Below are 21,921 nucleotides of genomic sequence, written 5' to 3'. Positions count from 1 at the left end.
TGTGTGAACAATAAATTAATAAGATTTAAATTAAAATTGAAAGCATGTCTAAATTTAACTTAAATTAATTATTTTAGATATTTATAAATGAGAATTATTAAATAATAGTTAAATTCATTAATATTATACTCTAAAGTGATTCTTTATATTGATAAAAGCTATATTAATAGATTAAACTATAAATATAAAAAATATAAAATTTACGCATAGGATAAGGTGAGAAGTATGAATAATGTAGGTGTTTTTGATATTTTAGGACCAATAATGATTGGGCCTTCAAGTTCACATACAGCTGGTGCTGCAAGACTTGGAAAAGTTGCAAGGGCAGTGGCAGGTGATGAGGTTGTAAAAGTAACGTTTTACTTACATGGGTCATTTGCAAAAACATATAAAGGACATGGTACAGATAGAGCATTAGTTGCAGGTATTCTTGGAATGGAACCAAGTGATAAAAGACTTAGAAATTCTCTTGAAATAGCTAAAGAGAAGGGATTAAAATTTGCTTTTGCTGAAACAGATCTTGGGGATGTTCATCCAAATACAGTTAAATTTGATATGATAACAAAAAGTGGTGAAAGAAGAGAAGTTATTGGATCATCAATAGGCGGAGGAAGTATTAAAATAACTGAAGTTAACGGAAATAAAGTTGAGTTTACAGGAGATTATCCAACGCTTATAATAGCTCAAAGAGATGTGCCAGGAGTTGTATCTAAAGTTACAAGTATTCTTTATGATGAAGGTATAAATATTGCATTTATGAGTGTATTTAGAAGACAAAGAGGCCAAGGAGCTAATATGGTATTTGAATTAGACCATAGTCTAGATAGTAATACAATAGAAAAACTAAAAACAATTGAACATATAACTAGAGTAATTATGATAAATCCTGTAAAGGAAGGTGAAGAATAATGGTTGCAAGAAGTGGAGAAGATCTTTTAAGAATATGCAGTCAAAGAGGAATATCTTTAAGTGAATATGCAATAGAAATGGAAATGGAGAAGTCAGGATCAACTAGAGAAGAAGTAATAAATAGAATGAGAACTACTTTAAAGGTTATGATTGATTCAGCTACAGAAGGAATGGAAAAAGAAGTCTATTCAGTAAGTGGTCTTATTGGAGGCGATGGATATAAGCTAAATGAGTATCTAAAAAAAGGCGAAACTTTAACTGGCACTACAACAGTTATGGCAATGGCAATGGCATTATCATCATCGGAAGTAAATGCTTCAATGGGAAGAATAGTAGCATGTCCAACAGCTGGTTCATGTGGAATACTTCCAGCAGTTATATTATCAGCAGGAGCAAAGCTTGATAAGACTGAAGATGAACTTGTTATGGCTCTTTTTGCATCAGCTGCAGTTGGTACAATAATTGCAATGAATGCAACGGTTTCAGGTGCAGAAGGTGGATGTCAAGCTGAATGTGGATCAGCAGCAGCTATGGGATCAGCGGCAATAGTTGAAATGATGGGTGGAACTCCAAAGATGAGCTTAGATGCAGCAGCAATTGTTATAAAAAATATTTTAGGATTAGTTTGTGATCCAGTTGCTGGACTTGTTGAAATTCCATGTGCTAAAAGAAATGCAGCAGGTGCTGTAAGTGCACTTTGTACAGCAGATTTAGTAATGGCAGGAGTTGAATCAAAAATCCCATTTGATGATACAGTTTCAGCTATGTATAAAGTAGGTAAGCAATTACCACCATCACTTAGAGAAACAGCAATGGGTGGAGTTGCAATAACTAAAACTGGACTTGAACTTAAGAAAAAAGTTTTCGGTGATAATTAGAAAAGAAGTAAAGTAGACTATATATAATTTTATTAAGTTTTAAGTTAGTGTAGACTTTAAAAATTTTTTGTTATAGAATTAAAATAGAAAAGTAAATAGAATATAGAGCTAGGGGAGCTATAAGTTTTTAGCTGAGATTGAAATTTTAATTTCTAAACCCTTATTACCTGATATGGTTAGTACCATCGTAGGGATAGCATTGTTTATGAATTTTTATATTGATAGATAGAGTATAGCCTTATGAGGTTATACTCTTTTTTTATTACTTAAAATCATGTATAAAGGGGGAAATTTTATGAATAGGAAAAGTAATCTAACCTACAAACTAGCTTTAAGTGGACTTTTAATAGGAATAGCAACTATTTTAGGAACTTTCTCAATACCTATTTTAGGTGCGAAGGTCTCACCAGTACAGCATTTTATAAACGTTATTTCTGGAATAACTCTTGGGCCAGCATTTGCGGTAGGAAATGCTTTTGTAGCATCTCTTCTTAGAAATATTTTAGGGACAGGCAGTTTACTTGCTTTTCCAGGAAGTATGATAGGAGCATTACTCGCAGGGCTTATTTATAAAAAGTTTAAAAGTTCTTTAGGAGCTGTAATTGGAGAAGTTATTGGAACAGGGATTTTGGGAGCTATACTTGCTTATCCAGTTGCTTCATTAATTCTTGGAAAAGAATCATCATTATTTTTATATATAGTACCATTTTCTTCAAGTTGTATAGTGGGAGCTATTATAGCTTATATGTTTATAAGTGTTCCAGCTATTAAAAGTGTACTTGGAGTCTATGATGAAGGATTAAATAAGCAAGTAGAAAAAAATTATTAATTGAAAGGATGATATACATGTATAGAGCATTATCAATTGCAGGATCAGATTGTTCAGGAGGTGCAGGAATACAGGCAGACTTAAAATCTTTTTCGGCAAATGGAGTATTTGGAATGAGCGTAATTACAGCAATTACAGCGCAAAATACCCAAGGTGTATTTGGAATTCAAGATATAAATGAAGATATGATAAGAGATCAAATAAAAGTAATATTTGATGATATAAGAGTAGATGCTATAAAAATTGGAATGGTATCAAAAAAAGAATCAATAAGGATAATAGGTGAAACTTTAAGAGAAATAAATAATCTTCCATCAGTTGTAGTTGATCCAGTTATGGTATCAAAAAGTGGATTTAAACTTTTATCAGAAGATGCTAAGGATACACTAATTAAAGAACTATTCCCTATAGCTACGCTTATAACGCCAAATCTTCCAGAAGCAGAAGAAATACTTGGAGTAGAAATAAAAACTTTAGATGATATGAAGGAAGCTGCAATTAATTTGAAAAATCTTGGACCTAAGGCCGTTTTGGTAAAGGGTGGACATTTAGAAGATGATGCAACAGATCTTTTATATGATGGAGAAAAGTTTATTTATTTAAAACAAGAAAGAATAGATAGTAAAAACACACATGGTACAGGATGTACGTTATCATCAGCTATAGCTGCAAATATTGCAAAGGGTATGACTATAGAAGAGGCAGTAAGAGAGGCTAAGAGATATATAACAGTTGCAATAGAACATGGAATAGAACTTGGGAAGGGTGTTGGGCCAACACATCATTTTTATGAGTTATATAAAGAAGCAGGTATAGAAAAATAGGATTTATTAAAAATATATTTTAGGTAATTAAATAATATTAGTAGGGAGTAGTGTTATGGAAATAAGAGAGATTTTAAAGAGAGCTAATAGATATGTGGTAGAAAGCCCACTTGTAGATTCAATAACTAATAATGTTACTATGAATGATGTAGCACAAACTATACTTTCATATGGTGGTAAGCCAATGATGATTGATGATTTAAAAGAAATAAGAGAAGGGGTAGCTATATCAAACTGCCTGCATATAAATATTGGAACAATGGGATATGAAAAGGGCAATAGTATGGTATTAGGAACACAAGTAGCAAAAGAAAAGAATATTCCTGTAGTATTGGATCCTGTTGGTGTACATGTTACAGAGCTTAGAAAGACGGTAGTTAGAAATATTCTAGATGTTGGTGTAAGCTTAATTAAAGGAAATTTAACTGAAATAAAGAGCCTTATAGGTGTTAAGAGTAATTTTATAGGCATAGACTCACTAGATGATGGAGAATTTACAGACAACTTGAGAAGTACTTTAAGAACATATGCAAGAAATAATAATTGCATTATAGTTATAACAGGAAAAGTAGATTATATTACAGATGGAAAAAGAGAAATTACAATAGATAATGGAGTATCAGAGCTTTCATTAGTTACAGGAACAGGATGTATGCTTGGTGGAATGTTTGCAGTAGAATGTGGTAAAAACCTAGGTGATAACACTATATTTGGAGTAGCTAAAGCAGTTCTTACAATGAATATTTCTGGGGAAATAGCTATGGAAAATAATGAAGGGGAAGGAATAATTTCATTTAAACATAAAACATTAGATAAAATATCTTGTTTGAAAGATGAAGATATAATAGAAAGAGGAAAGATAACTTATGAAGAATTTTAGTGACAAAAAAATATATTTAGTGACAGATTATAGAATACATTTTGAGGAGTTATTAGAAAAAACAGAAGAAGCTTTAAAAGCAGGTGTAAAGCTTATCCAATATAGAGATAAAGATATTTCAACTAAATTAATGTGTGATAGAGCAGAGAAGTTGTGTAATCTTTGCAAAAGGTATAATGCCATATTTTTAGTAAATGATAGAGTAGATGTAGCTATGGCAATTGATGCAGATGGAGTACATGTAGGGCAAGATGATATGGAGTGCAGTTTAGCTAGAAATTTACTTGGAGCAGATAAAATAATAGGAGTATCTACTAAGACACTAGAAGAGAGCAAAAAAGCTTTAGATAATGGAGCAGATTATTTAGGGTGCGGGGCTATATATAGTACAAGTACTAAAGATACAAGTGTTTTAAGCATAAGTGACCTTAAAGAAATAAAAGATAATATAAATCTTCCTATATACGGAATTGGAGGAATAAATACAGATAATATAACTAATGAATTAAAAGATTTATTAGATGGAGTAGCTGTTATAACAGCAATATTAAATTCAGATAATATAAAAGAAAGTATTAACAAATTTAAAAACATGCTAGAGGAATAAGATTATATCATAAGAATAATATAATAATTGAAGCACTATTTTTAAGGGGATATAAATGAAATCTAACGGTATGAATGATTTTAATGAATTTAACGAATTTATGAAACAGTTTGGTTTTAATTTTGGATATAATAACTGCAATAATAGAGATAATGCAGAAAATTTTGATCCAGACGAAAGATGCGAAGATATACCAGGTGGATTTCAAGATTTACATCCTCAGTTATTTGTTCTGATTGGTGATATAATGGGACAAATTATGGCAGGAGAGATGCCTTTTAACGTTCAAAATGCCATAGGAAATTGGTTTGAATTAATAGGACAGGTAATTCTAACATATAGTGCTCAGCAACAATATTTTCAAAATGGACCGGGAAGATACTATAAGAGAAAAAATAAAAATGTAGGAAATCCTTTTTGTGAAGCAAATCCAACACCTGACAATGCAGCTGATCATGGGGGAATAAGACAAAATACTAATTATGATACAGAAATTAATATTTTAAAAGGTAATATAGAATCCCTTACTAAAGAAATTGAAAGTTTAAAATCTATAATAAGAGATATAAATAAATAGTATAAAAATAATCAAAAAAACAGGATTCTTAGTAATCCTGTTTTTTACTTACTTGATAGTTATCTCTGAAAAGAATAAGGTTAAATTAATAAAAAATTTACAAAAAGATACAAATTAGCCAAAAAAGATGTTATTATATAATTGATTTAGTGGGGAGGGGAAAAATGCTGAATTTAGCTAATAGAGAGAGAAATTTATCGAGAGAGAAGAATATTATAAGAGGGACTTTGACTATAATTTTTATTGTAGGTGTAATAATATCTATATTTATATCTAAAGATTTATTATATAAAAGAGAGGTTTTAATTAATAAGGAAGTAATATATCCATATGGAGTAGTAAACTTAAATTTAATGCTTGGAATTATGGCATATATAAGTTCACTAATATATTATTTTAGTAATAAAAAGGATAACTTCTTTTTAATATCATTGTTATATTTAAATTTATTTATAAGTTCATTAATGAATTTAAATAGTAATGTGATTAATGATTCCTTTATTCAGGTATTGAATCCTACATTTAGATTATTTATTTTAACTAAAGTGATAAGTGAAAAGAAAACTTTTTCTATAGATAATAAAATAAAAACTAGTATAGAAGTATCTATATTAACTATTATATTTTCAATATTAGATATTAAAATAAGTAAGCTACTTATAAGTGATGAAACATTAGATTATTTAAATATTATTATATCTATTATAATAATAATGATAATAATAGGATATATCATATCGAACATATTGTTGGTTAAGAAAAGTTTAAAAGAAGTTGAGATAGTATATACATGTGTAATTGCAAGTATGTGTTTATTGATTTTAAGAGGTGTATATTTTTTATATTCTGCTAGATATCCAAGCATACATTTTATTCAACAAAATTATTATGCACTAAATTATTTAACTATTATATCAAATATAGTAATTATATCTGGATTGTTTATAGAAATAATAAAAGAAATAAATAGAAACAAAAGATTAGAAAATGAATTAAATATATTTTATTATATAACAGAGTTTGATTATACAAATAATATTTTATTATTTGATAGTGAGTGGAACGTAGCTTATGCAAATAAAGCAATAATAAATAATTATTGTAGTGAAAGTGAGGTAGAAGCTCAATATAAAGAATTAAATAAAATATTTTGTAAATATGCAGATGATGTAGAAGAATTTAACTTTACTGATGTATATAAAGATATAGCAGATATTGGGTTCTGGAAAGGGAATGTTATATTAAAAGAACTAGATAAAGTTATGGAATTGTATATAAAACAAATTGCATATAATAAAGAAATATATTTTTTTATATCCTTTAATGATATAACTAAAGAATATAAATTAACAGAAGAATTAAGAAAGAAAGAAGAACTTTTAAGAACAATAAATGATAATATACAAGATATTATCATTGGATTATCTGCTGATGGTTCTATAGAATATGCAAATAAAGCTGCAATAAGAACTTTTAAATATAGGTATAGTGACTTAATAAATAAAAATTATAGTGAATTGGTTTATTCATATGATAAAGATAATATATTTAAAGAGGTAAATAGAAGGTTTAATTGCATAGGAATTGATTCTAGAGATAATGAGATAGAGCTTCAGTCTATATGTAGAAATATAAGTGAAGATAATGAGTTAGATGTAAAGAATATAATAATTTCTAAGGATTTAACTCAAAAAAATAAATATGATAAATTAAACTATAAGTATAATGAAATAAAGGCATATGAGAAGTCTAAAAATGAATTCTTTGCAAATTTATCACATGAATTAAGAACTCCAATAAATATAATATATTCAACTTTACAGCTACTTGATGGAGTGGAAAATAGCGATGTAAATGCTTTTAAGGAGTACTATATAAAATATAAAAAAGTATTAAAATTGAACTGTTATAGAATGCTTAGACTTGTTAATAATCTTATTGATATTACAAAGTTTGAGGTTGGATCAGTTGAGGGCGAATTTGTAAATTTAAATATAGTAGAGCTTGTTGAAAATGTTACTTTATCTGTATTATCATATGCTAAGATAAAAAATATAAATATAATTTTTGATACAGATGTTGAAGAATTAATAATAAAGTGTGATGCAGAAAAAATAGAAAGAATAATGTTAAATTTACTTTCTAATGCTATAAAATTTACTGAGGATAATAAAACTATTTTTGTAAATATAACATCAAATGATGATTGGGTAGATATAAAGGTAAGAGATGAGGGAAGAGGAATTCCAGAAACTATGAAAAATCTTATTTTTAAAAGATTTGTACAAGTTGATAAATCATTAAACAGAAATACTGAAGGAAGTGGCATTGGACTTAGTATTGTTAAGTCATTAGTTGAAATACATAATGGAAATATATTAGTAGAGAGTGAAGTCAACAAAGGAACTACATTTAATATATTTTTACCTAATGTTAAATTAGATAATGAAGAGGTTTCAATAATACATTCTTTTAACTCAGATATGCAAAAAGTTGAATTAGAATTATCAGATATATATGAGCTATATTAATAGTTTATATATAAGTATTAAATGAAGTTAGGTAAAAACTAAATTTACCTAACTTTATTTGTATTTATGATAGCTTATAAATAATTTTATTATAATATATAGGAATTTATTTGCATAAAAATATAAGTAAAACCTATTAATAATATAAAAAAACTATATATCACTTATATTAATTCGGGTTGTATAATTAAGTTAAGAAGTATAGTATTATGGAGGATAAGTTAATATGAGTAATAATTTAACAGCTGAAGAAAAAAAATCACTTAAAGCAAAAGGAATAATAGCTCAAAAGCAAGATGGGTATTTTACTATAAGGTTTTTAAGTAAAGTTGGATATTTTAAATCTGATGAAATGATAGAACTAGCAAATTTATCTAAGAAGTACGGAAATGGAGAGCTTAGTCTTACAAGTAGATTAACTTTAGAGATTCCGTATATAAAGAAAGAAGATATAGATAATGTTATTAAAGAATCAAAAGAAAAGAAACTTAGAATTGGAGGAGGAGGGGATACTGTTAGAGCTGTAATTGCATGTAAAGGGTCTGTTTGTACACATGGATTGACAGATACAAATAAACTTGCTATTGAAATTGAGGATAGATTCTTTGGAAGAATACTTCCAGGTAAATTTAAAATTGGAGTATTTGGATGTGTAAATAGTTATGGAAAGGCTCAAAGTAATGATTTATCAATACTTCCAGTTAGAAATTTATCAAACTTAGAAGTAGAATATAAGATATTTTTAGGTGGTAGACTTGGAAGACAAGCTAGATTAGCTATACCTATGGAAAAAAGATTTAAAGAAAATGAATTAATTGAAGTAGTAGAAAAAGTAATAAGCTACTATGAAAAAAACGCAAGGACAAAGGAAAGATTTGCAGAAGTTATAGATAGAATTGGCATTGAGGAAGTTGAAAGTGAAATAATTAAATAGAGAATATATAAAACTATCAAATTTTTAGATTGAAGAATTTGATAGTTTTTTTAAATTCTATAATAGGTTTTTACTTATTATTATTATAAAAAATAAGGATTGGAATTATAAGTATCACAGTAGTATTATCAAAGTATAAGATTGTCAAAAAAAAGACAATTGTGTGTTTAGATTAAATAAGATAGTTCGGAGGGAAAAATATGGGATACAAGTTAGAATTTCAAGAAGTTAATGATTTGTTTGAAGAATTAAAAAAAGAGTACAAGATTTATGCACCAAAAAGATTTGAAAAGCAAGGAAGGTATTCAGATACTGATATAATTCGTTACGCAGAAGTTAATTCAGTAGAAGAGATAGTTTATAAGGAAAAGTCTACATATCCTGTAAAAGAAGTAATAACACCAATAAATCAAACTTTATACTATTTTACAGAAGATGAATTTAGAGAAAGTAAAAATCCACATAATAAAAAAATATTAATATTTGCAAGACCTTGTGATATTAATGCTCAAGAAAGACAAGATAAAATATATCTTGAAAATGGCAATTTCGAAGATGTGTTTTATAAGAGAGTAAGAGATAAAGTTAGATTCGTATGTATGGAATGTATTGAAGGATGGGATACATGTTTCTGTACAACTATGGGAAGTAATAAAACAGATAATTATAGCTTAGCAGTTAGATTTTTAGAAGATGCTATTTTATTTAATGTAAATGATGAAGAATTTAAAGATTACTTTAAAGATAAAAAAGAAGAAGAATTTATACTTGAGTTTATAAAAGAAAATAAAGCAAAAGTAAAATTACCAGAAATAAAAGATAAAGAAGTTATTGAAAAACTAAAGAGACATCCAATGTGGGAAGAATATAACAAGAGATGTATAGGTTGTGGAAGCTGTACATTAGCTTGTAGTACGTGTACATGTTTTACAACTAAAGATATTGTATACAATGAAAATGCAAATGTTGGAGAAAGAAGAAGAGTACAAGCTTCATGTCATATAGATGGATTTGATGAAATGGCTGGAGGACATAAATTTAGAAATACTTTAGGTGACAAAATGAGATATAAAGTACTTCATAAGATTCATGATTATAAAGAAAAGTTTGGAGACAACCATATGTGTGTGGGTTGTGGAAGATGTACAGATAGATGTCCTGAAAATATCTCAATTACAGCAACGATAAATAAAGTTACAAAAGCAGTTAATGAAATTTGTGGAGGTAATGATAATGAGTAATAATGTATTAACACCAAAACCATGTAGAATTATTAGCATAAACAAAGAAAGTAATTCAGAATATACATTTAGAGTAGAAACTGATATTGTTCCAGAACATGGACAATTTTTACAATTATCAATACCTAAGATTGGAGAAGCTCCGATATCAGTTAGCGGATTTGGAGATGGATATTTAGATTTTACAATACGTTCAGTAGGCAAGGTAACAGATGCTATCTTTAACTTGCAACCAGGAGATACTTTATTCCTAAGAGGAGCTTATGGTATAGGTTGGCCAGTAGAAAAGTTTAAGGATAAAAATATAGTTATAGTTGCTGGTGGTACAGGGGTAGCACCTGTTAGGAGTATGATAAATAAGTTCTATAATACTCCAAATTACGTTAAGAGCTTAAATTTAATATTTGGATTTAAAAATGAAAGTGGAATATTATTTAAGAGTGAATTAGATTTGTGGAAAGAAACATTTAATACAATCTATACTTTAGATTCAGGCGTTAAAGAAGGATGGGAGACTGGACTTGTTACAACTCATTTAGAAAAACTTCCACTTGATAGATTTGATGATAACTATGAAGTTATTATAGTTGGACCTCCAATAATGATGCACTTTACAGCATTAGAATTCTTAAAACTTGGAGTTCCTGAAGAAAAAATATGGGTATCATTTGAAAGAAAGATGTCATGTGCAGTTGGGAAATGTGGACATTGTAGAATAGATGAAACTTATGTTTGTCTTGAAGGACCTGTATTTAATTATACTAAAGCAAAAACATTATTAGATTAGAGGAGTGTTATATATGAATCATGATATAGATATTAAAAAAGTAAGAATTAACTGTTATCGTCAATCTAAAGTTCCAGGAGAATTCATGCTTCAAATGCGTATTCCAGGAGGGACAGTAAACGCTAAATATTTAACTACTGTTCAAGAGATAGCAGAAACATGGGGAAATGGAACTTTCCATGTTGGTATGAGACAAACTTTTAATATACCAGGAATAAAATATGAAAATATAGAAGATGTAAATGCATTCATTGAAAATTATTTAAAAGAAGTTGAAGTAGATGAATGTAATTGTGACATGGAAATTGATAAAAATGGTTACCCAACTATAGGTGCTAGAAACATTATGGCATGTATTGGAAATAGTCATTGTATAAAAGCAAATGTTAATACAAAAGAGTTAGCTACAAAGATTGAAAAGCTAGTATTCCCTTCACATTATCATATAAAGGTTTCAGTATCAGGATGCCCAAATGACTGTGGTAAAGGACATTTCCAAGATTTTGGTGTTATAGGACAAGCTAGAATGGAATATCATCCAGAAAGATGTATTGGATGTGGAGCTTGTGTTAGAGCATGTGAACATCATGCAACTAGAGTATTAAGTATGAATAAGAACGGTACTGTAGATAAAGATCCTTGTTGTTGTGTTGGTTGCGGAGAATGTGTTCTTGCATGTCCAGCAAGTGCGTGGACTAGAAAGTCAGAAAAATTCTATAGAATAGTTATTGGAGGAAGAACAGGAAAGCAAACTCCAAGAATGGGTAAGACATTTATAAACTTTGCAACTGAAGAAGTTGTACTTGGTATATTTGGTAACTGGCAAAAGTTCTCTGCATGGGCTTTAGACTACAAGCCAGAATACTTGCATGGTGGACATTTAATAGATAGAGCAGGATACCATAAGTTTAAGGAGATAATTCTAGATGGAGTAGAGTTAAATCCAGAAGCTTTAGTTGCTGATAATATATTCTGGGCAGAAACAGAATATAGATCAAACTTTAATGTTAAACCAATTAGCCAACATAAGACTATAGATACAAATAGAGAAATTAGAGAATAATTTTATTATATTAGGCTGTATTACATATGTAGTACAGCTTTTTTTATGAATTAATATACTAATATTACTTTAAGTGGTAAAATCAAAACTAAAGGAAGAATTAAAAGAGGGGGAGATTTTTATGAATACTATGATTTTTTCGTTAATACCATTAGTAATAATGATAATAGTATGGGGAGTTGGGATATATGCACTTATTTTATTTATTAAGGCATTAAAAATATATATAAAGAAAAATCAATAATTGGGCAATAAATTAAAGCATAATTTAGACTATATTTTAATAATATGGTCTTTTTTTTATAGTTTAAAATAAAGATTTGATAGGATAAATATGGTTAAGTGATTAGTTGTAAAGATCATAAATAATTAAGAGCAGATTTCGGAATATTAGAAAATTATTTTGAAGGTAATAAAAGATATTACATCAAAAAGAATACATAGCAAATAAGATAAGAGGGGTTTTACCTCTTATCTTATTTTAGAATTAATATATATTATTTTCTTTAGTCTTTTTAGGATTATAAGTAAGTAAAAAAATATTGATATCAGTATTATCTATTGTGAAGTTCCTAGAAAGTTTAAATCCATAGCTTTTGTATAAGTTAACCATTTCTTCAGTTTCAGTCTCAACAATAAGCGGAGTCTGTTTATCATAGGATTCCTTAACTAGATAATTTAACATATCTTTTAAAAATATATCTTTATTATCTCTATTAGATGAAGCAATACTAGATATAAATATATAACTATTTTTAAAATTAATATAATCTTTTACTTTAAGTAAAGTATCCTTTGCTTTAATTAATCTACTTATTGTCTCAGCTATATCAATATTTAAAGTAGCTCTTAGTATGTTAGGTATAGAGGTAATTAAAGATTCATAATAAAGTCTATTTTCTTTATCAAAATTAACTAAAGAAAAAGTACCTTCCATATCAATTGATGTTACATATGTAACTCCAATATCTTTATAGAGTTTAAGGAGTCTATCAAAAATAAGAGGAAGAACTATATTTTTATCATATTCATTAGGAAATATATAGCTAACAACAGGAGACGAGGAAAATTCCTTCGAAAGCATAGAGGAAAGCTCATAAATCATACTATCATTTATTTTAATAAATTTATCTGTCAATAAAATCACTCCAATCTTAATGTTAGTTTTTGTTATAAGATAAGATTTTAGTCATTTCAAATTAACTTAAATTACGGAATAAACTTCATGTAAAGAGAATGATTACAAAATTGTAAGATAAGTGAAAGATTAATCAATATGTAATAAAAAGTGAAGGTGATAACATGATATAGAAACAAGAATGAAAAAAGGAGGCGTTAAAATGGGGAAACCTGTAGTTGACGTAAGAGATTTAAAAAAGGTATATGGAAAAACAAATGATAATAAATTTTATGCTTTAAATGGTATTTCGATTTCAGTGGAAAAAGGAGAGTTTGTTGGAATAATGGGACCATCTGGTTCAGGTAAGACAACTCTTTTGAATATTTTATCTACATTAGATAGTCCAACAAGTGGGGTAGTTAAAATTGATGGAACTGATATAACTCATATGAAATCAGATGCATTATCAGACTTTAGATCACAAAATTTAGGATTTATATTCCAAGATTTTAATCTTTTGGAGAACTTATCACTTTATGAAAATATAGCGTTGCCACTATATCTTCAAGGAATGTCATCAAAGAAGATTGGAAAGAGAGTAAATGAAGTTGCAAAAACTTTAGATATTTTAGAAATACTAAAAAAATATCCAACAGAGGTGTCAGGTGGACAAAAACAACGTACTGCTGCTGCAAGAGCACTCGTACATAATCCAGCAATTATATTAGGAGATGAGCCAACAGGAGCACTTGATTCTAAAAATGCAACAAGTATGCTTGAAGCAATGACAAACTTAAATAAAGAGCAAGGAGTATCTATATTAATGGTTACTCATGATGCTTATAGTGCAAGTTATTGTAATAGAATTTTATTTATTAGAGATGGGAAAATCTTTAATGAGTTGAAGAAGAAATCAACTCAAGATGAATTCTATAAAGAAATTTTAGATGTAGTAGCAAATATGGATACTACTATAAAGCATGGGGAGGAGTAATATGTTATTAAAACTCTCAATGTCAGGAGTAAAAAGTAAATTTAAAGATTACTTAGTTTTACTTTTTGGTCTTGTAATGGCAATTTCAATATTTTATATGTTTCAGACACTTGCATTAAATGAGGAGTTTGTTAAATCAAATTCTATCATTAGTTCAATAATGGCAGTATTCCAAATAGGCTCCGTATTACTTGCTATAATTACGGTATTTTATATAATCTATGCAAACTCATTCCTTCTTTTATTAAGACAAAAAGAGTTTGGAATGTACATGATGTTAGGTGCAAAAAAGAAAAAAGTCACACTTATAATGTTTATAGAAACATTAGTAATTGGAGTAGTTTCATTAATTGTTGGTATTATAATTGGAGCTATACTTTCCAAAATAATTAGCTATATATTAATGACACAATTAAATTTTGAAGGTGGAAAATACTATCCATTTTATATGCCTTCTATATCAATTACATGTATTTTCTTTATGATATTATTTTTGATCGCAGCAATATTTAATTCTATTAAGTTATTTAAATCTTCTGTTCTTCAATTATTGCATGCAGAAGATCAAGCAGATAACGTAAAAGTTAAGCCAATGAATTCAGTAGTTAAAGCTATTTTAGCTATTATACTTTTAGTTATTGGATATGCAGCCATAATTAATATTAAAGTAACTATGATAGCGGGCTTATTTATAGGAATGATAACTATAACAGCAGGCACATATTTATTATTTATGGCATTTGTTCCTATACTTATTGATACATTACTTAAAAATAAACATATAAAAGAAAAAGGATTAAATGTATTTACTCTTTCTCAATTAAGTTTCCGTGTAAAAGAGCTTACTAAAGTGCTAGCAACTGTTGCAATGTTAATAGCATTATCTGCTGGAGCAATTTCTAGTGGCATGGCATTTAAAAACAATGCAAAATTTATAGCTGAAGACTCTGAGTATTATGATGTAGTTTTAAATAATCCAACATCACAAGAAAATAGTATATTAAGCAAATTAGGTACTAAAGAAAAATTAGAATATAGGTATAAGAAAGATAAGGAATTTATATACTATCTGTCAAATGATTTGTTGAAGAATAAGCCCAATATATTAGAAAGAGATATGATGGGCAATATCACATATAGTGGTAAAGTTAAGTCTGAGTTAACTGTAAATAATGGTATTTACGATAAAAGCAAAAAAGATAATCAGTGGTTAGACTTCTTCTATAGTATAAAGAATAGGTATACAGATTCAGATTTAAAAACAAAAGTAGTTGATGAGAAGAAATTTAATTCAATAACAGGTAATGTAAATAAAGCTGTTGTTATAAAAACTAATGACTTTATTAAAGACTTAGATAATTTTAAGAAGATAGATGATATTGAAAGGTTAAGATATAATACTAATGAGATAAATAGTAAATATGAATTTTATACTCAGTATTATGCAATGACAAGTGGTATGGTATTTATGGGACTTTTTTTAGGGGTTGCATTCCTTGGAATGATGGCAAGTTGTCTAATGTTTAAAATATTAACAGGGGCATCAAAAGATATTAAGCGTTATGAAATGCTTAGAAAAATAGGAGTTCGTAAAAAACTATTAATTAAATCAATATATAAGGAAATATTATTTATATATGCAATTTCAGCTATAGTTGGTATAGCTCATGTATTAATAGGTATGCAGATGTTTAAAATATTTTTAGTACATCCTTACTATCATATATGGGTATCATTATCAGTATTTGGAGTAATATATTTACTATATTATTTTATTACAGTTCAATTATATAAAGGTATTGTTCTGCCAAAGAAAAAATAAAGTATTTAAAAGACGAAATTGTTAACAATTTCGTCTTTATTATTTTAAATAATATGAATTTTGTAAAAAAATACTGTTCTTTTAATTGAAAAATATATATTTTAGGAGTAAAATTGCTTGTTGTATAAGTCGTACTATAGATGAAAGGGTGTAGGAATTATGAATAAGAAATTAGTCATATCAAAAACTATAATGTTTATATTCATTGTAGTCTTTGTTATTGCTTTTAAAAGTATATTTGGAGCTGAGAACACTCTAATAGGTGTAACAACAGCAACAGCAATGCTGATGTTACTGCAAAAGGATTTAACTTTATCACCAGTTAAAAATACTGTATTGTTGATTATATTAAATGTATGTATAGGATTAGCTGCAACAATTGCAAGCATGAATATGTGGATAGCTATTCCAGTTAATTTTATTATGATGTTTGTTCTAAGTTATTCTTTATGTTATAACTTGAAGAGTCCTATATATCTACCATTTTCACTTCAATATTTATTTTTATTAGTAAATCCAGTTAATACTGATAAACTTCCTATGAGATTTTTATCATTAGTTGTTGGTGCCATCATAATTATGATAGTTCAATTAATAGCTAATAGAGATAATGTACTTAAAAAGGGAAATAAGCTATTAGTAAAATCTTGTGATGATATGATAGAGAAAATAAAAAATGAGTCCTTAAATAAGAAAGATGATAGTTTAGATGAGAATATAAGGACTAGTTTAAGTGCTTTTAGGAATATTATATATAATAAAAGAGAGCAAAATTTTTATTTAACAGAAGAGAGTAGAATAAAATTAAATATATCAGTGGCTTTAGAGAAGATATTTATATTATTAGAGAAATTAAATTATTCTAATAATGAAAAGATTATATCAGATATAGAAACCGCTTTAATAAAAATTAGAGGGTATTTAAATGATGAAAACACTATAAGTGATGATATAATCAATTCAATAAAAAATTATGATGGACATGATATAGAAGATTTAACTACCCTTAAGATATTAAATAATATTTCATTCATATATGAAGCATTAGGAGAACTTAAAAACTTAGGTAAGAAACAATATAACCTAATAAATAAAATAGAAAAAATACCTAATAACTTTAAGTTAACACATAATATAGAATCTAATTATAAAGCAAGGTCAGCAAAATTTTCTTATGCAGTACGTATTGCAATAGGTATAACAGTAGCTGCATTTATAATGGATTACTTCCATTTAAGAGAGGGAAGATGGATTGCATTTACTATGTTATCATTAGTAAATCCTATTTATGAAGTATCAAAGACAAAAACAAGAGATAGAATAATTGCTACAATAATTGGTGCTATTATAGTAGAAGTACTTTTCTATATATTTAAAGGTGTTGTAGAGAGAACATTAATACTTATGATAAGCGGTTATATAAGTGGATATATGAAAGAGTATAAATATAATATGATATGTGTAACTGTATCTGCAATAGGAGCAGCAGCTATTTTAGGAGACACAAACACTATGGCTATAAATAGAATAATGTTTGTTATTCTAGGGGCTATACTTGCCATCTTAATAAATAAATTTATATTACCATATAGCATTAAAAAAGATGTAAAAATATTAAAGGTTATGTATATTAATGTAATAAAAGAGATGATAGATAGTTTAAAGGAAGCATATAAGAATAAAAGAGGAGATAAGATAAATAATTTGTTTATAGTTACTTCTTTTATAGAAGAGAGATTAAAGGCTAATAATATAAATTCAGAAGATAATCTTATGGAACTTATAATAAAGGAAAGAAATCTTGTATGTAGCATTTATGAATTATATATAAGAATTGCAAAATTTAATGGTGATAAGAAGGATATTGAAGTTAAATTTGAGAAATTAAAAAAAGAAAAGAATAAGGATGAAAAAGGATTTGAAAGTAAATTAGGAGATTATATTCATAGCTCTCATAGTTTAGATGAAAAGCTAATACTAAGTAATATAATAGAAGTATATAATGGTATAGATAAAATAAAAAGTTTAACAGTATAGTAAAGAGAAGATGCAGGATTTATAATTTTGCATCTTTTATTATTTTATTACCTTAATATTTTAAGTATTGGAATTTTTAAGAAATAAATAATATATAACATTTATATTGTGATATAATATTTAAAAATATAAAGGGTAGGTATAATTATGAGTAAATTAGATGAGATATTAGAATACAATAAAGCTTTTATAGAAAATAGGGAATATGAAAAGTATATAACATCAAAGAATCCTAAGAAGAAACTAGTAATATTATCTTGCATGGATACAAGACTTACAGAACTTTTACCAAAGGCTATGAATCTTAAAAATGGAGATGCAAAGATAATAAAGAATGCAGGTGCAACAGTAATGCAACCTTTTGGTAGTATTTCAAGAAGTATAATAGTAGCTATATATGAATTTTTGGCAGATGAAGTTATTGTAGTAGGTCATTATGGTTGTGGTATGTGTAACTTAGATACGGATAATTTATTAAATAAAATAGAAAATAGAGGTATATCTAAAGAGGTTATAAACACTATTTCTAATTCAGGAATTAACCTAAATAAATGGCTACATGGATTTGATTCAGTAGAAGAATCAATTAAAAATAGTGTAGAAGTTATAAAAAATCATCCATTAATACCAGAGGGAGTTGTAGTACATGGAATTGCAATTAGTCCTGAGACTGGAAAAATTGATGTAATAGTAAATGGATATGAAAAATAGTATAAGAAAAATTAAACCTAGATAAAATATTTTATCTAGGTTTAATTTATATCATTTAACTTTAATTACTGCTGATTTAAGTTCAATTAAACTTTCATTACTTATAGGAGCTTTTGCAATGCCTTTAATTGCAACAAAAGATCCAGTGTTTATCCCGCTTAAATCTTGATTTTTTTGGAAGTTAACTTTTATGTTTTTAACCATCCCCTTTATTATGATTTTATTCTCTTCAAGAAGAACCATGTTAACTTCACCTGTAATCTCAAATACTTTCCCATTGTAGTCACTACCATTATCCTTACTTAATAATGAACTAAACTCTGTTGATGTCATATAAGTTATATCCTTTGATGTAGAAGAGTTTACTAATTTATCAGGTTTTTGAATTTGCTCAAATACAAAAAATAATCCTATTATTGAAATTAAAAGTCCTATAACTATTGCAACAATCCATGACCTTCTCATAATATTATAAATCCTCCTTAAAGAAGTATATAAATATAAATTTAACTTCAAGACTATTATTTGCATATATATAAATAATATATACTATAGAGAGTGAAGTTATATAATTGTAAGATGAATAGAGTTATAATAATATTATTATGTTATTCTAAATATAGAGATATAATATAATTTTCCTATTAAGTAAAAGTTTGATATTATATTACTAATTATTGAGTAGATGAGGTGTTGTTATGGATGAAAATAAAAAAGGAAAAATTTTAATTGTTGAAGATGACTTAGATATAAATGGATTAATATATAGAATATTAATTAAAGAAGGATATGATGTAACACAGGCTTTTTCAGGTTCAGAAGGAAGAATGTGTATAGAATTATATGAATTTGATTTGCTTTTGCTTGATTTAATGCTTCCAGGTATGAGTGGAGAAGAAATTATTGAAAGGGTAAGAAAATCAAAGGATATGCCTATTATAGTAATTTCAGCAAAGACAGGGCAAGATGATAAAATAAATACCTTAGATATAGGTGCAGATGATTTTGTATCAAAACCATTTGATGTAAATGAAATTGTTGCTAGAGTTAATGCACAGCTTAGAAGATATAAACGTTTTTCAGATAATAATAAAGAAGAGAGTAATAATAAAATTTTAAATCATAAAAATATAACTTTAAATAAGGAACTTATAGAAGTAAAAGTAAATAATGAGCCTATATCACTTACAGCAAAAGAATACTTAATACTTAAACTTTTAATGAGCAATCCAAATAAAGTTTTTACTAGAGCTAACCTTTTTGAGTCAGTTTGGAAGGATGAATTCTTAGGAGATGATAATACTATAAATGTACATATTAGTAATATACGTTCTAAGATCGCTGCTGTAGATAAAGAAAATGATTATATAAAAACTATCTGGGGAATAGGCTTTAAAATGGAATAATTTAATGCTTTCTTAAGATTTTCTTTAATTTATATTGGTGTTTATATCTTACAATAATGTAAGAATGAAATTTAGATTAGAATGAGAGTTTAAGAAAGGATGAAGAAAGTGAATGAAATTGTACTTAAAACAAGAAATTTAAGTAAGAATTATATAAATAAATCAGCTGTAATCAACTTAAATATGACAATAAAAAAAGGCGATATTTATGGTCTTGTTGGAAAGAATGGTTCAGGTAAAACTACTTTAATAAGAATGATTTTATCATTAACAAATGAAAGTGACGGAGAGATTGAATTATTTGATAAGGTTAGAGTAGAAGATAGAATAAAAGATCATTCAAGAATTGGAGCAATAGTTGAAACTCCATCTTTTATGCCAAAGCTTACTGCAAGACAAAATTTAGAATATTACAGAATTCAAAAAGGTATACCTAATAAAGAATGTATAGAAGAGTTATTGAATTTAGTTGGATTAAATAAAGTAAAAGATAAAAGAGTAAAAGGATTTTCTTTAGGGATGAAGCAAAGGCTTGGAATAGCATTAGCAATGCTTGGAGATCCAGAATTCTTAATTTTAGATGAGCCTATAAATGGGATAGACCCTATGGGAATCAAAGAAATTAGAGATGTACTTAAGAAATTAAATAAAGTGAAAAATACAACAATACTTATTTCAAGTCATATACTTGGAGAATTATCTCAACTTGCAACATGTTATGGATTTATAAATGATGGTATATTAATTGAGGAAATATCAGCTAAAGCTCTAAATGATAAATGCAAAAATTATATATCAGTAAAAGTTGATAATGTTGAGAAATCATGTGTTGTATTAGAATCACTAAGTTGTTATTCGTATGATGTTTTAAATAATGGATTTATAAGAGTATATGATTTTTTAGATGAGCCATATATAATAAATCAAGAATTAATTAAAAATGGAATAAGGGTGTATTCATTACAAACTATGGGTACTAGCTTAGAAGAGTACTTTATAAATCTAATTGGAGGTGGTGATAATAATGCTTAACTTTATTAAAGCTGAGTTATATAAGCAATTTAAGTTACCACTAATTTATGTAATTAATGCTGTATTAGTAGCCGGATTAATTTTGCTTTGTTTATCATTTAATGGCACTGAAAGTGATATTGCAACTAAAGGATTTATTTTAGATAGAATTGGTGGAATATTCCCTATTATAGCTGTATTTTTAACAGTATTCACTTCAGTATTCTTAGATGATTATAGATACGGAACCTTAAAAAATATACTGTCATCAGATATATCAAGAAGTAAGTACTATATAGGAAAACTTATAGTTCAAACAATAATGGGATTAATTACATCAGCAGTATGCTTAATATCCTTATTTATAGGATTATTTTTATTGCCATCAGGAGATGATTTTGGAGCATATGCCATGAGCTTCTTATTAAGATGTCTATGTGTTATTCCAATATACATAGCTTTATTATCTTTTATAGATTTATTAGTAGTTATGTTTAAAAAAGGAACAGTATATTTAGCATATTATCTTGTACCAGTTGCTCTTTCAATAGTCCTAGGTATATTAAGTTCATTTTCAAATATATTTGAAAAATTAAAATACTTATCAATAGGGTATGCACTTATTCCATTAACTGATACAGCAGCAACTAATGAGCAAATGATTTATGCTGTTGTTTTAGGTATATTTTGGACTATAGTATTTACAGGTCTAGGATTAACTATATTTAAAAATAGAGAAATAAAATAGATTAGGTTAGAG

General features: G+C 27.2%; 22 protein-coding genes and 1 riboswitch. Of the genes, 20 read left to right on the top strand and 2 right to left on the bottom strand.

The features are described 5' to 3' along the window. Positions 1-225: 225 nt before the first annotated feature. From sdaAB to K5V21_RS19565, 13 genes are all read left to right on the top strand, one after another. The gene (gene sdaAB, locus K5V21_RS14685; RefSeq protein WP_221861920.1) at positions 226-909 is read left to right on the top strand and encodes an L-serine ammonia-lyase, iron-sulfur-dependent subunit beta; all 684 of its coding nucleotides are present in this window, start codon (positions 226-228) and stop codon (positions 907-909) included. Then, complete coding sequence (gene sdaAA / locus K5V21_RS14680; protein WP_221861919.1) at positions 909-1,787, top strand: L-serine ammonia-lyase, iron-sulfur-dependent, subunit alpha; 879 nt, start codon at positions 909-911, stop codon at positions 1,785-1,787. Before sdaAB ends, sdaAA begins: the two co-directional genes overlap by 1 nt. Positions 1,788-1,887: 100 nt before the next feature. Then, positions 1,888-1,999, top strand: a riboswitch (TPP riboswitch). Between the two features lie 83 nt (positions 2,000-2,082). Continuing rightward, a complete protein-coding gene (thiW, locus tag K5V21_RS14675; protein ID WP_221861918.1) occupies positions 2,083-2,616 on the top strand; it encodes an energy coupling factor transporter S component ThiW in 534 nt (177 codons plus the stop codon). Between the two features lie 17 nt (positions 2,617-2,633). After that, positions 2,634-3,440, top strand: coding sequence for a bifunctional hydroxymethylpyrimidine kinase/phosphomethylpyrimidine kinase (gene thiD, locus K5V21_RS14670; protein ID WP_221861917.1), 807 nt, complete (start codon positions 2,634-2,636; stop codon positions 3,438-3,440). A 55-nt stretch (positions 3,441-3,495) separates the two neighbouring features. Continuing rightward, complete coding sequence (thiM, locus tag K5V21_RS14665; protein WP_221861916.1) at positions 3,496-4,320, top strand: hydroxyethylthiazole kinase; 825 nt, start codon at positions 3,496-3,498, stop codon at positions 4,318-4,320. After that, positions 4,307-4,927 carry a thiamine phosphate synthase gene (gene thiE, locus K5V21_RS14660; RefSeq protein ID WP_221861915.1) on the top strand — a complete coding sequence of 207 codons (621 nt, stop codon included), beginning with the start codon at positions 4,307-4,309 and terminating at the stop codon, positions 4,925-4,927. Before thiM ends, thiE begins: the two co-directional genes overlap by 14 nt. A gap of 55 nt (positions 4,928-4,982) precedes the next feature. Continuing rightward, on the top strand, positions 4,983-5,504 hold the full coding sequence (locus tag K5V21_RS14655) for a hypothetical protein (RefSeq protein WP_221861914.1): 522 nt from the start codon (positions 4,983-4,985) through the stop codon (positions 5,502-5,504). Positions 5,505-5,668: 164 nt separating this feature from the next. Then, positions 5,669-8,035, top strand: coding sequence for a PAS domain-containing sensor histidine kinase (locus K5V21_RS14650; protein ID WP_221861913.1), 2,367 nt, complete (start codon positions 5,669-5,671; stop codon positions 8,033-8,035). Positions 8,036-8,261: 226 nt separating this feature from the next. Continuing rightward, positions 8,262-8,969, top strand: coding sequence for a nitrite reductase (locus tag K5V21_RS14645; protein ID WP_221861912.1), 708 nt, complete (start codon positions 8,262-8,264; stop codon positions 8,967-8,969). A gap of 200 nt (positions 8,970-9,169) precedes the next feature. Next, positions 9,170-10,210 carry an anaerobic sulfite reductase subunit AsrA gene (gene asrA, locus K5V21_RS14640; RefSeq protein WP_221861911.1) on the top strand — a complete coding sequence of 347 codons (1,041 nt, stop codon included), beginning with the start codon at positions 9,170-9,172 and terminating at the stop codon, positions 10,208-10,210. Further along, positions 10,203-10,997 (top strand): anaerobic sulfite reductase subunit AsrB, encoded by a 795-nt coding sequence (gene asrB / locus K5V21_RS14635; protein WP_221861910.1) that lies wholly within the window; start codon positions 10,203-10,205, stop codon positions 10,995-10,997. Before asrA ends, asrB begins: the two co-directional genes overlap by 8 nt. Before the next feature lie 13 nt (positions 10,998-11,010). Beyond that, positions 11,011-12,060, top strand: a complete 1,050-nt coding sequence (gene asrC / locus K5V21_RS14630) for a sulfite reductase subunit C (RefSeq protein ID WP_221861909.1) — start codon at positions 11,011-11,013, stop codon at positions 12,058-12,060. Positions 12,061-12,181: 121 nt separating this feature from the next. Beyond that, on the top strand, positions 12,182-12,304 hold the full coding sequence (locus tag K5V21_RS19565) for a hypothetical protein (RefSeq protein ID WP_280637809.1): 123 nt from the start codon (positions 12,182-12,184) through the stop codon (positions 12,302-12,304). A gap of 243 nt (positions 12,305-12,547) precedes the next feature. Here K5V21_RS19565 and K5V21_RS14625 read toward each other — a convergent pair whose 3' ends face one another. After that, positions 12,548-13,198, bottom strand: coding sequence for a hypothetical protein (locus tag K5V21_RS14625; protein ID WP_221861908.1), 651 nt, complete (start codon positions 13,196-13,198; stop codon positions 12,548-12,550). A 202-nt stretch (positions 13,199-13,400) separates the two neighbouring features. Here K5V21_RS14625 and K5V21_RS14620 point away from each other — a divergent pair, with 202 nt between their 5' ends. The 4 genes from K5V21_RS14620 to K5V21_RS14605 all read left to right on the top strand — a co-directional run bounded on the left by K5V21_RS14620 (position 13,401) and on the right by K5V21_RS14605 (position 18,744). After that, positions 13,401-14,174, top strand: coding sequence for an ABC transporter ATP-binding protein (locus tag K5V21_RS14620; RefSeq protein ID WP_221861907.1), 774 nt, complete (start codon positions 13,401-13,403; stop codon positions 14,172-14,174). 1 nt (position 14,175) lies between these two features. Continuing rightward, positions 14,176-15,996 (top strand): ABC transporter permease, encoded by a 1,821-nt coding sequence (locus K5V21_RS14615; protein ID WP_221861906.1) that lies wholly within the window; start codon positions 14,176-14,178, stop codon positions 15,994-15,996. A gap of 159 nt (positions 15,997-16,155) precedes the next feature. After that, entirely contained in the window at positions 16,156-18,033 is a 1,878-nt protein-coding gene (locus K5V21_RS14610; protein ID WP_221861905.1) for an FUSC family protein, read from the top strand. 147 nt (positions 18,034-18,180) lie between these two features. After that, positions 18,181-18,744, top strand: coding sequence for a beta-class carbonic anhydrase (locus tag K5V21_RS14605; RefSeq protein ID WP_221861904.1), 564 nt, complete (start codon positions 18,181-18,183; stop codon positions 18,742-18,744). A 51-nt stretch (positions 18,745-18,795) separates the two neighbouring features. Here K5V21_RS14605 and K5V21_RS14600 read toward each other — a convergent pair whose 3' ends face one another. After that, entirely contained in the window at positions 18,796-19,209 is a 414-nt protein-coding gene (locus K5V21_RS14600; protein WP_221861903.1) for a hypothetical protein, read from the bottom strand. 233 nt (positions 19,210-19,442) lie between these two features. On the opposite strand from K5V21_RS14600, the gene K5V21_RS14595 reads away from it, so the two are divergent. The 3 genes from K5V21_RS14595 (at position 19,443) to K5V21_RS14585 (ending at position 21,909) form a co-directional block, all read left to right on the top strand. Next, positions 19,443-20,150: a response regulator transcription factor gene (locus tag K5V21_RS14595; protein WP_221861902.1), complete on the top strand. Its 708-nt coding sequence runs from the start codon at positions 19,443-19,445 to the stop codon at positions 20,148-20,150. A gap of 108 nt (positions 20,151-20,258) precedes the next feature. Further along, positions 20,259-21,182, top strand: coding sequence for an ATP-binding cassette domain-containing protein (locus K5V21_RS14590; protein WP_308119107.1), 924 nt, complete (start codon positions 20,259-20,261; stop codon positions 21,180-21,182). Next, positions 21,175-21,909 carry an ABC transporter permease gene (locus K5V21_RS14585; RefSeq protein WP_221861900.1) on the top strand — a complete coding sequence of 245 codons (735 nt, stop codon included), beginning with the start codon at positions 21,175-21,177 and terminating at the stop codon, positions 21,907-21,909. The genes K5V21_RS14590 and K5V21_RS14585 overlap by 8 nt, the downstream gene beginning before the upstream one ends. The last annotated feature ends 12 nt before the right edge of the window (positions 21,910-21,921 follow it).

Origin of the sequence: Clostridium sardiniense (genome assembly GCF_019753795.1) — a bacterium.
Classification (GTDB): domain Bacteria; phylum Bacillota; class Clostridia; order Clostridiales; family Clostridiaceae; genus Clostridium; species Clostridium sardiniense.
The sequence above is the reverse complement of the archived record's forward strand: the minus strand, read 5'-3'. Positions and strand labels throughout refer to the sequence as shown.

Coding starts and splice junctions, on each gene's coding strand:
- sdaAB (WP_221861920.1), top strand. CDS start 226: ATGAATAATGTAGGTGTTTTTGATATTTTAGGACCAATAATGATTGGG.
- sdaAA (WP_221861919.1), top strand. CDS start 909: ATGGTTGCAAGAAGTGGAGAAGATCTTTTAAGAATATGCAGTCAAAGA.
- thiW (WP_221861918.1), top strand. CDS start 2,083: ATGAATAGGAAAAGTAATCTAACCTACAAACTAGCTTTAAGTGGACTT.
- thiD (WP_221861917.1), top strand. CDS start 2,634: ATGTATAGAGCATTATCAATTGCAGGATCAGATTGTTCAGGAGGTGCA.
- thiM (WP_221861916.1), top strand. CDS start 3,496: ATGGAAATAAGAGAGATTTTAAAGAGAGCTAATAGATATGTGGTAGAA.
- thiE (WP_221861915.1), top strand. CDS start 4,307: ATGAAGAATTTTAGTGACAAAAAAATATATTTAGTGACAGATTATAGA.
- K5V21_RS14655 (WP_221861914.1), top strand. CDS start 4,983: ATGAAATCTAACGGTATGAATGATTTTAATGAATTTAACGAATTTATG.
- K5V21_RS14650 (WP_221861913.1), top strand. CDS start 5,669: ATGCTGAATTTAGCTAATAGAGAGAGAAATTTATCGAGAGAGAAGAAT.
- K5V21_RS14645 (WP_221861912.1), top strand. CDS start 8,262: ATGAGTAATAATTTAACAGCTGAAGAAAAAAAATCACTTAAAGCAAAA.
- asrA (WP_221861911.1), top strand. CDS start 9,170: ATGGGATACAAGTTAGAATTTCAAGAAGTTAATGATTTGTTTGAAGAA.
- asrB (WP_221861910.1), top strand. CDS start 10,203: ATGAGTAATAATGTATTAACACCAAAACCATGTAGAATTATTAGCATA.
- asrC (WP_221861909.1), top strand. CDS start 11,011: ATGAATCATGATATAGATATTAAAAAAGTAAGAATTAACTGTTATCGT.
- K5V21_RS19565 (WP_280637809.1), top strand. CDS start 12,182: ATGAATACTATGATTTTTTCGTTAATACCATTAGTAATAATGATAATA.
- K5V21_RS14620 (WP_221861907.1), top strand. CDS start 13,401: ATGGGGAAACCTGTAGTTGACGTAAGAGATTTAAAAAAGGTATATGGA.
- K5V21_RS14615 (WP_221861906.1), top strand. CDS start 14,176: ATGTTATTAAAACTCTCAATGTCAGGAGTAAAAAGTAAATTTAAAGAT.
- K5V21_RS14610 (WP_221861905.1), top strand. CDS start 16,156: ATGAATAAGAAATTAGTCATATCAAAAACTATAATGTTTATATTCATT.
- K5V21_RS14605 (WP_221861904.1), top strand. CDS start 18,181: ATGAGTAAATTAGATGAGATATTAGAATACAATAAAGCTTTTATAGAA.
- K5V21_RS14600 (WP_221861903.1), bottom strand. CDS start 19,209: ATGAGAAGGTCATGGATTGTTGCAATAGTTATAGGACTTTTAATTTCA.
- K5V21_RS14595 (WP_221861902.1), top strand. CDS start 19,443: ATGGATGAAAATAAAAAAGGAAAAATTTTAATTGTTGAAGATGACTTA.
- K5V21_RS14585 (WP_221861900.1), top strand. CDS start 21,175: ATGCTTAACTTTATTAAAGCTGAGTTATATAAGCAATTTAAGTTACCA.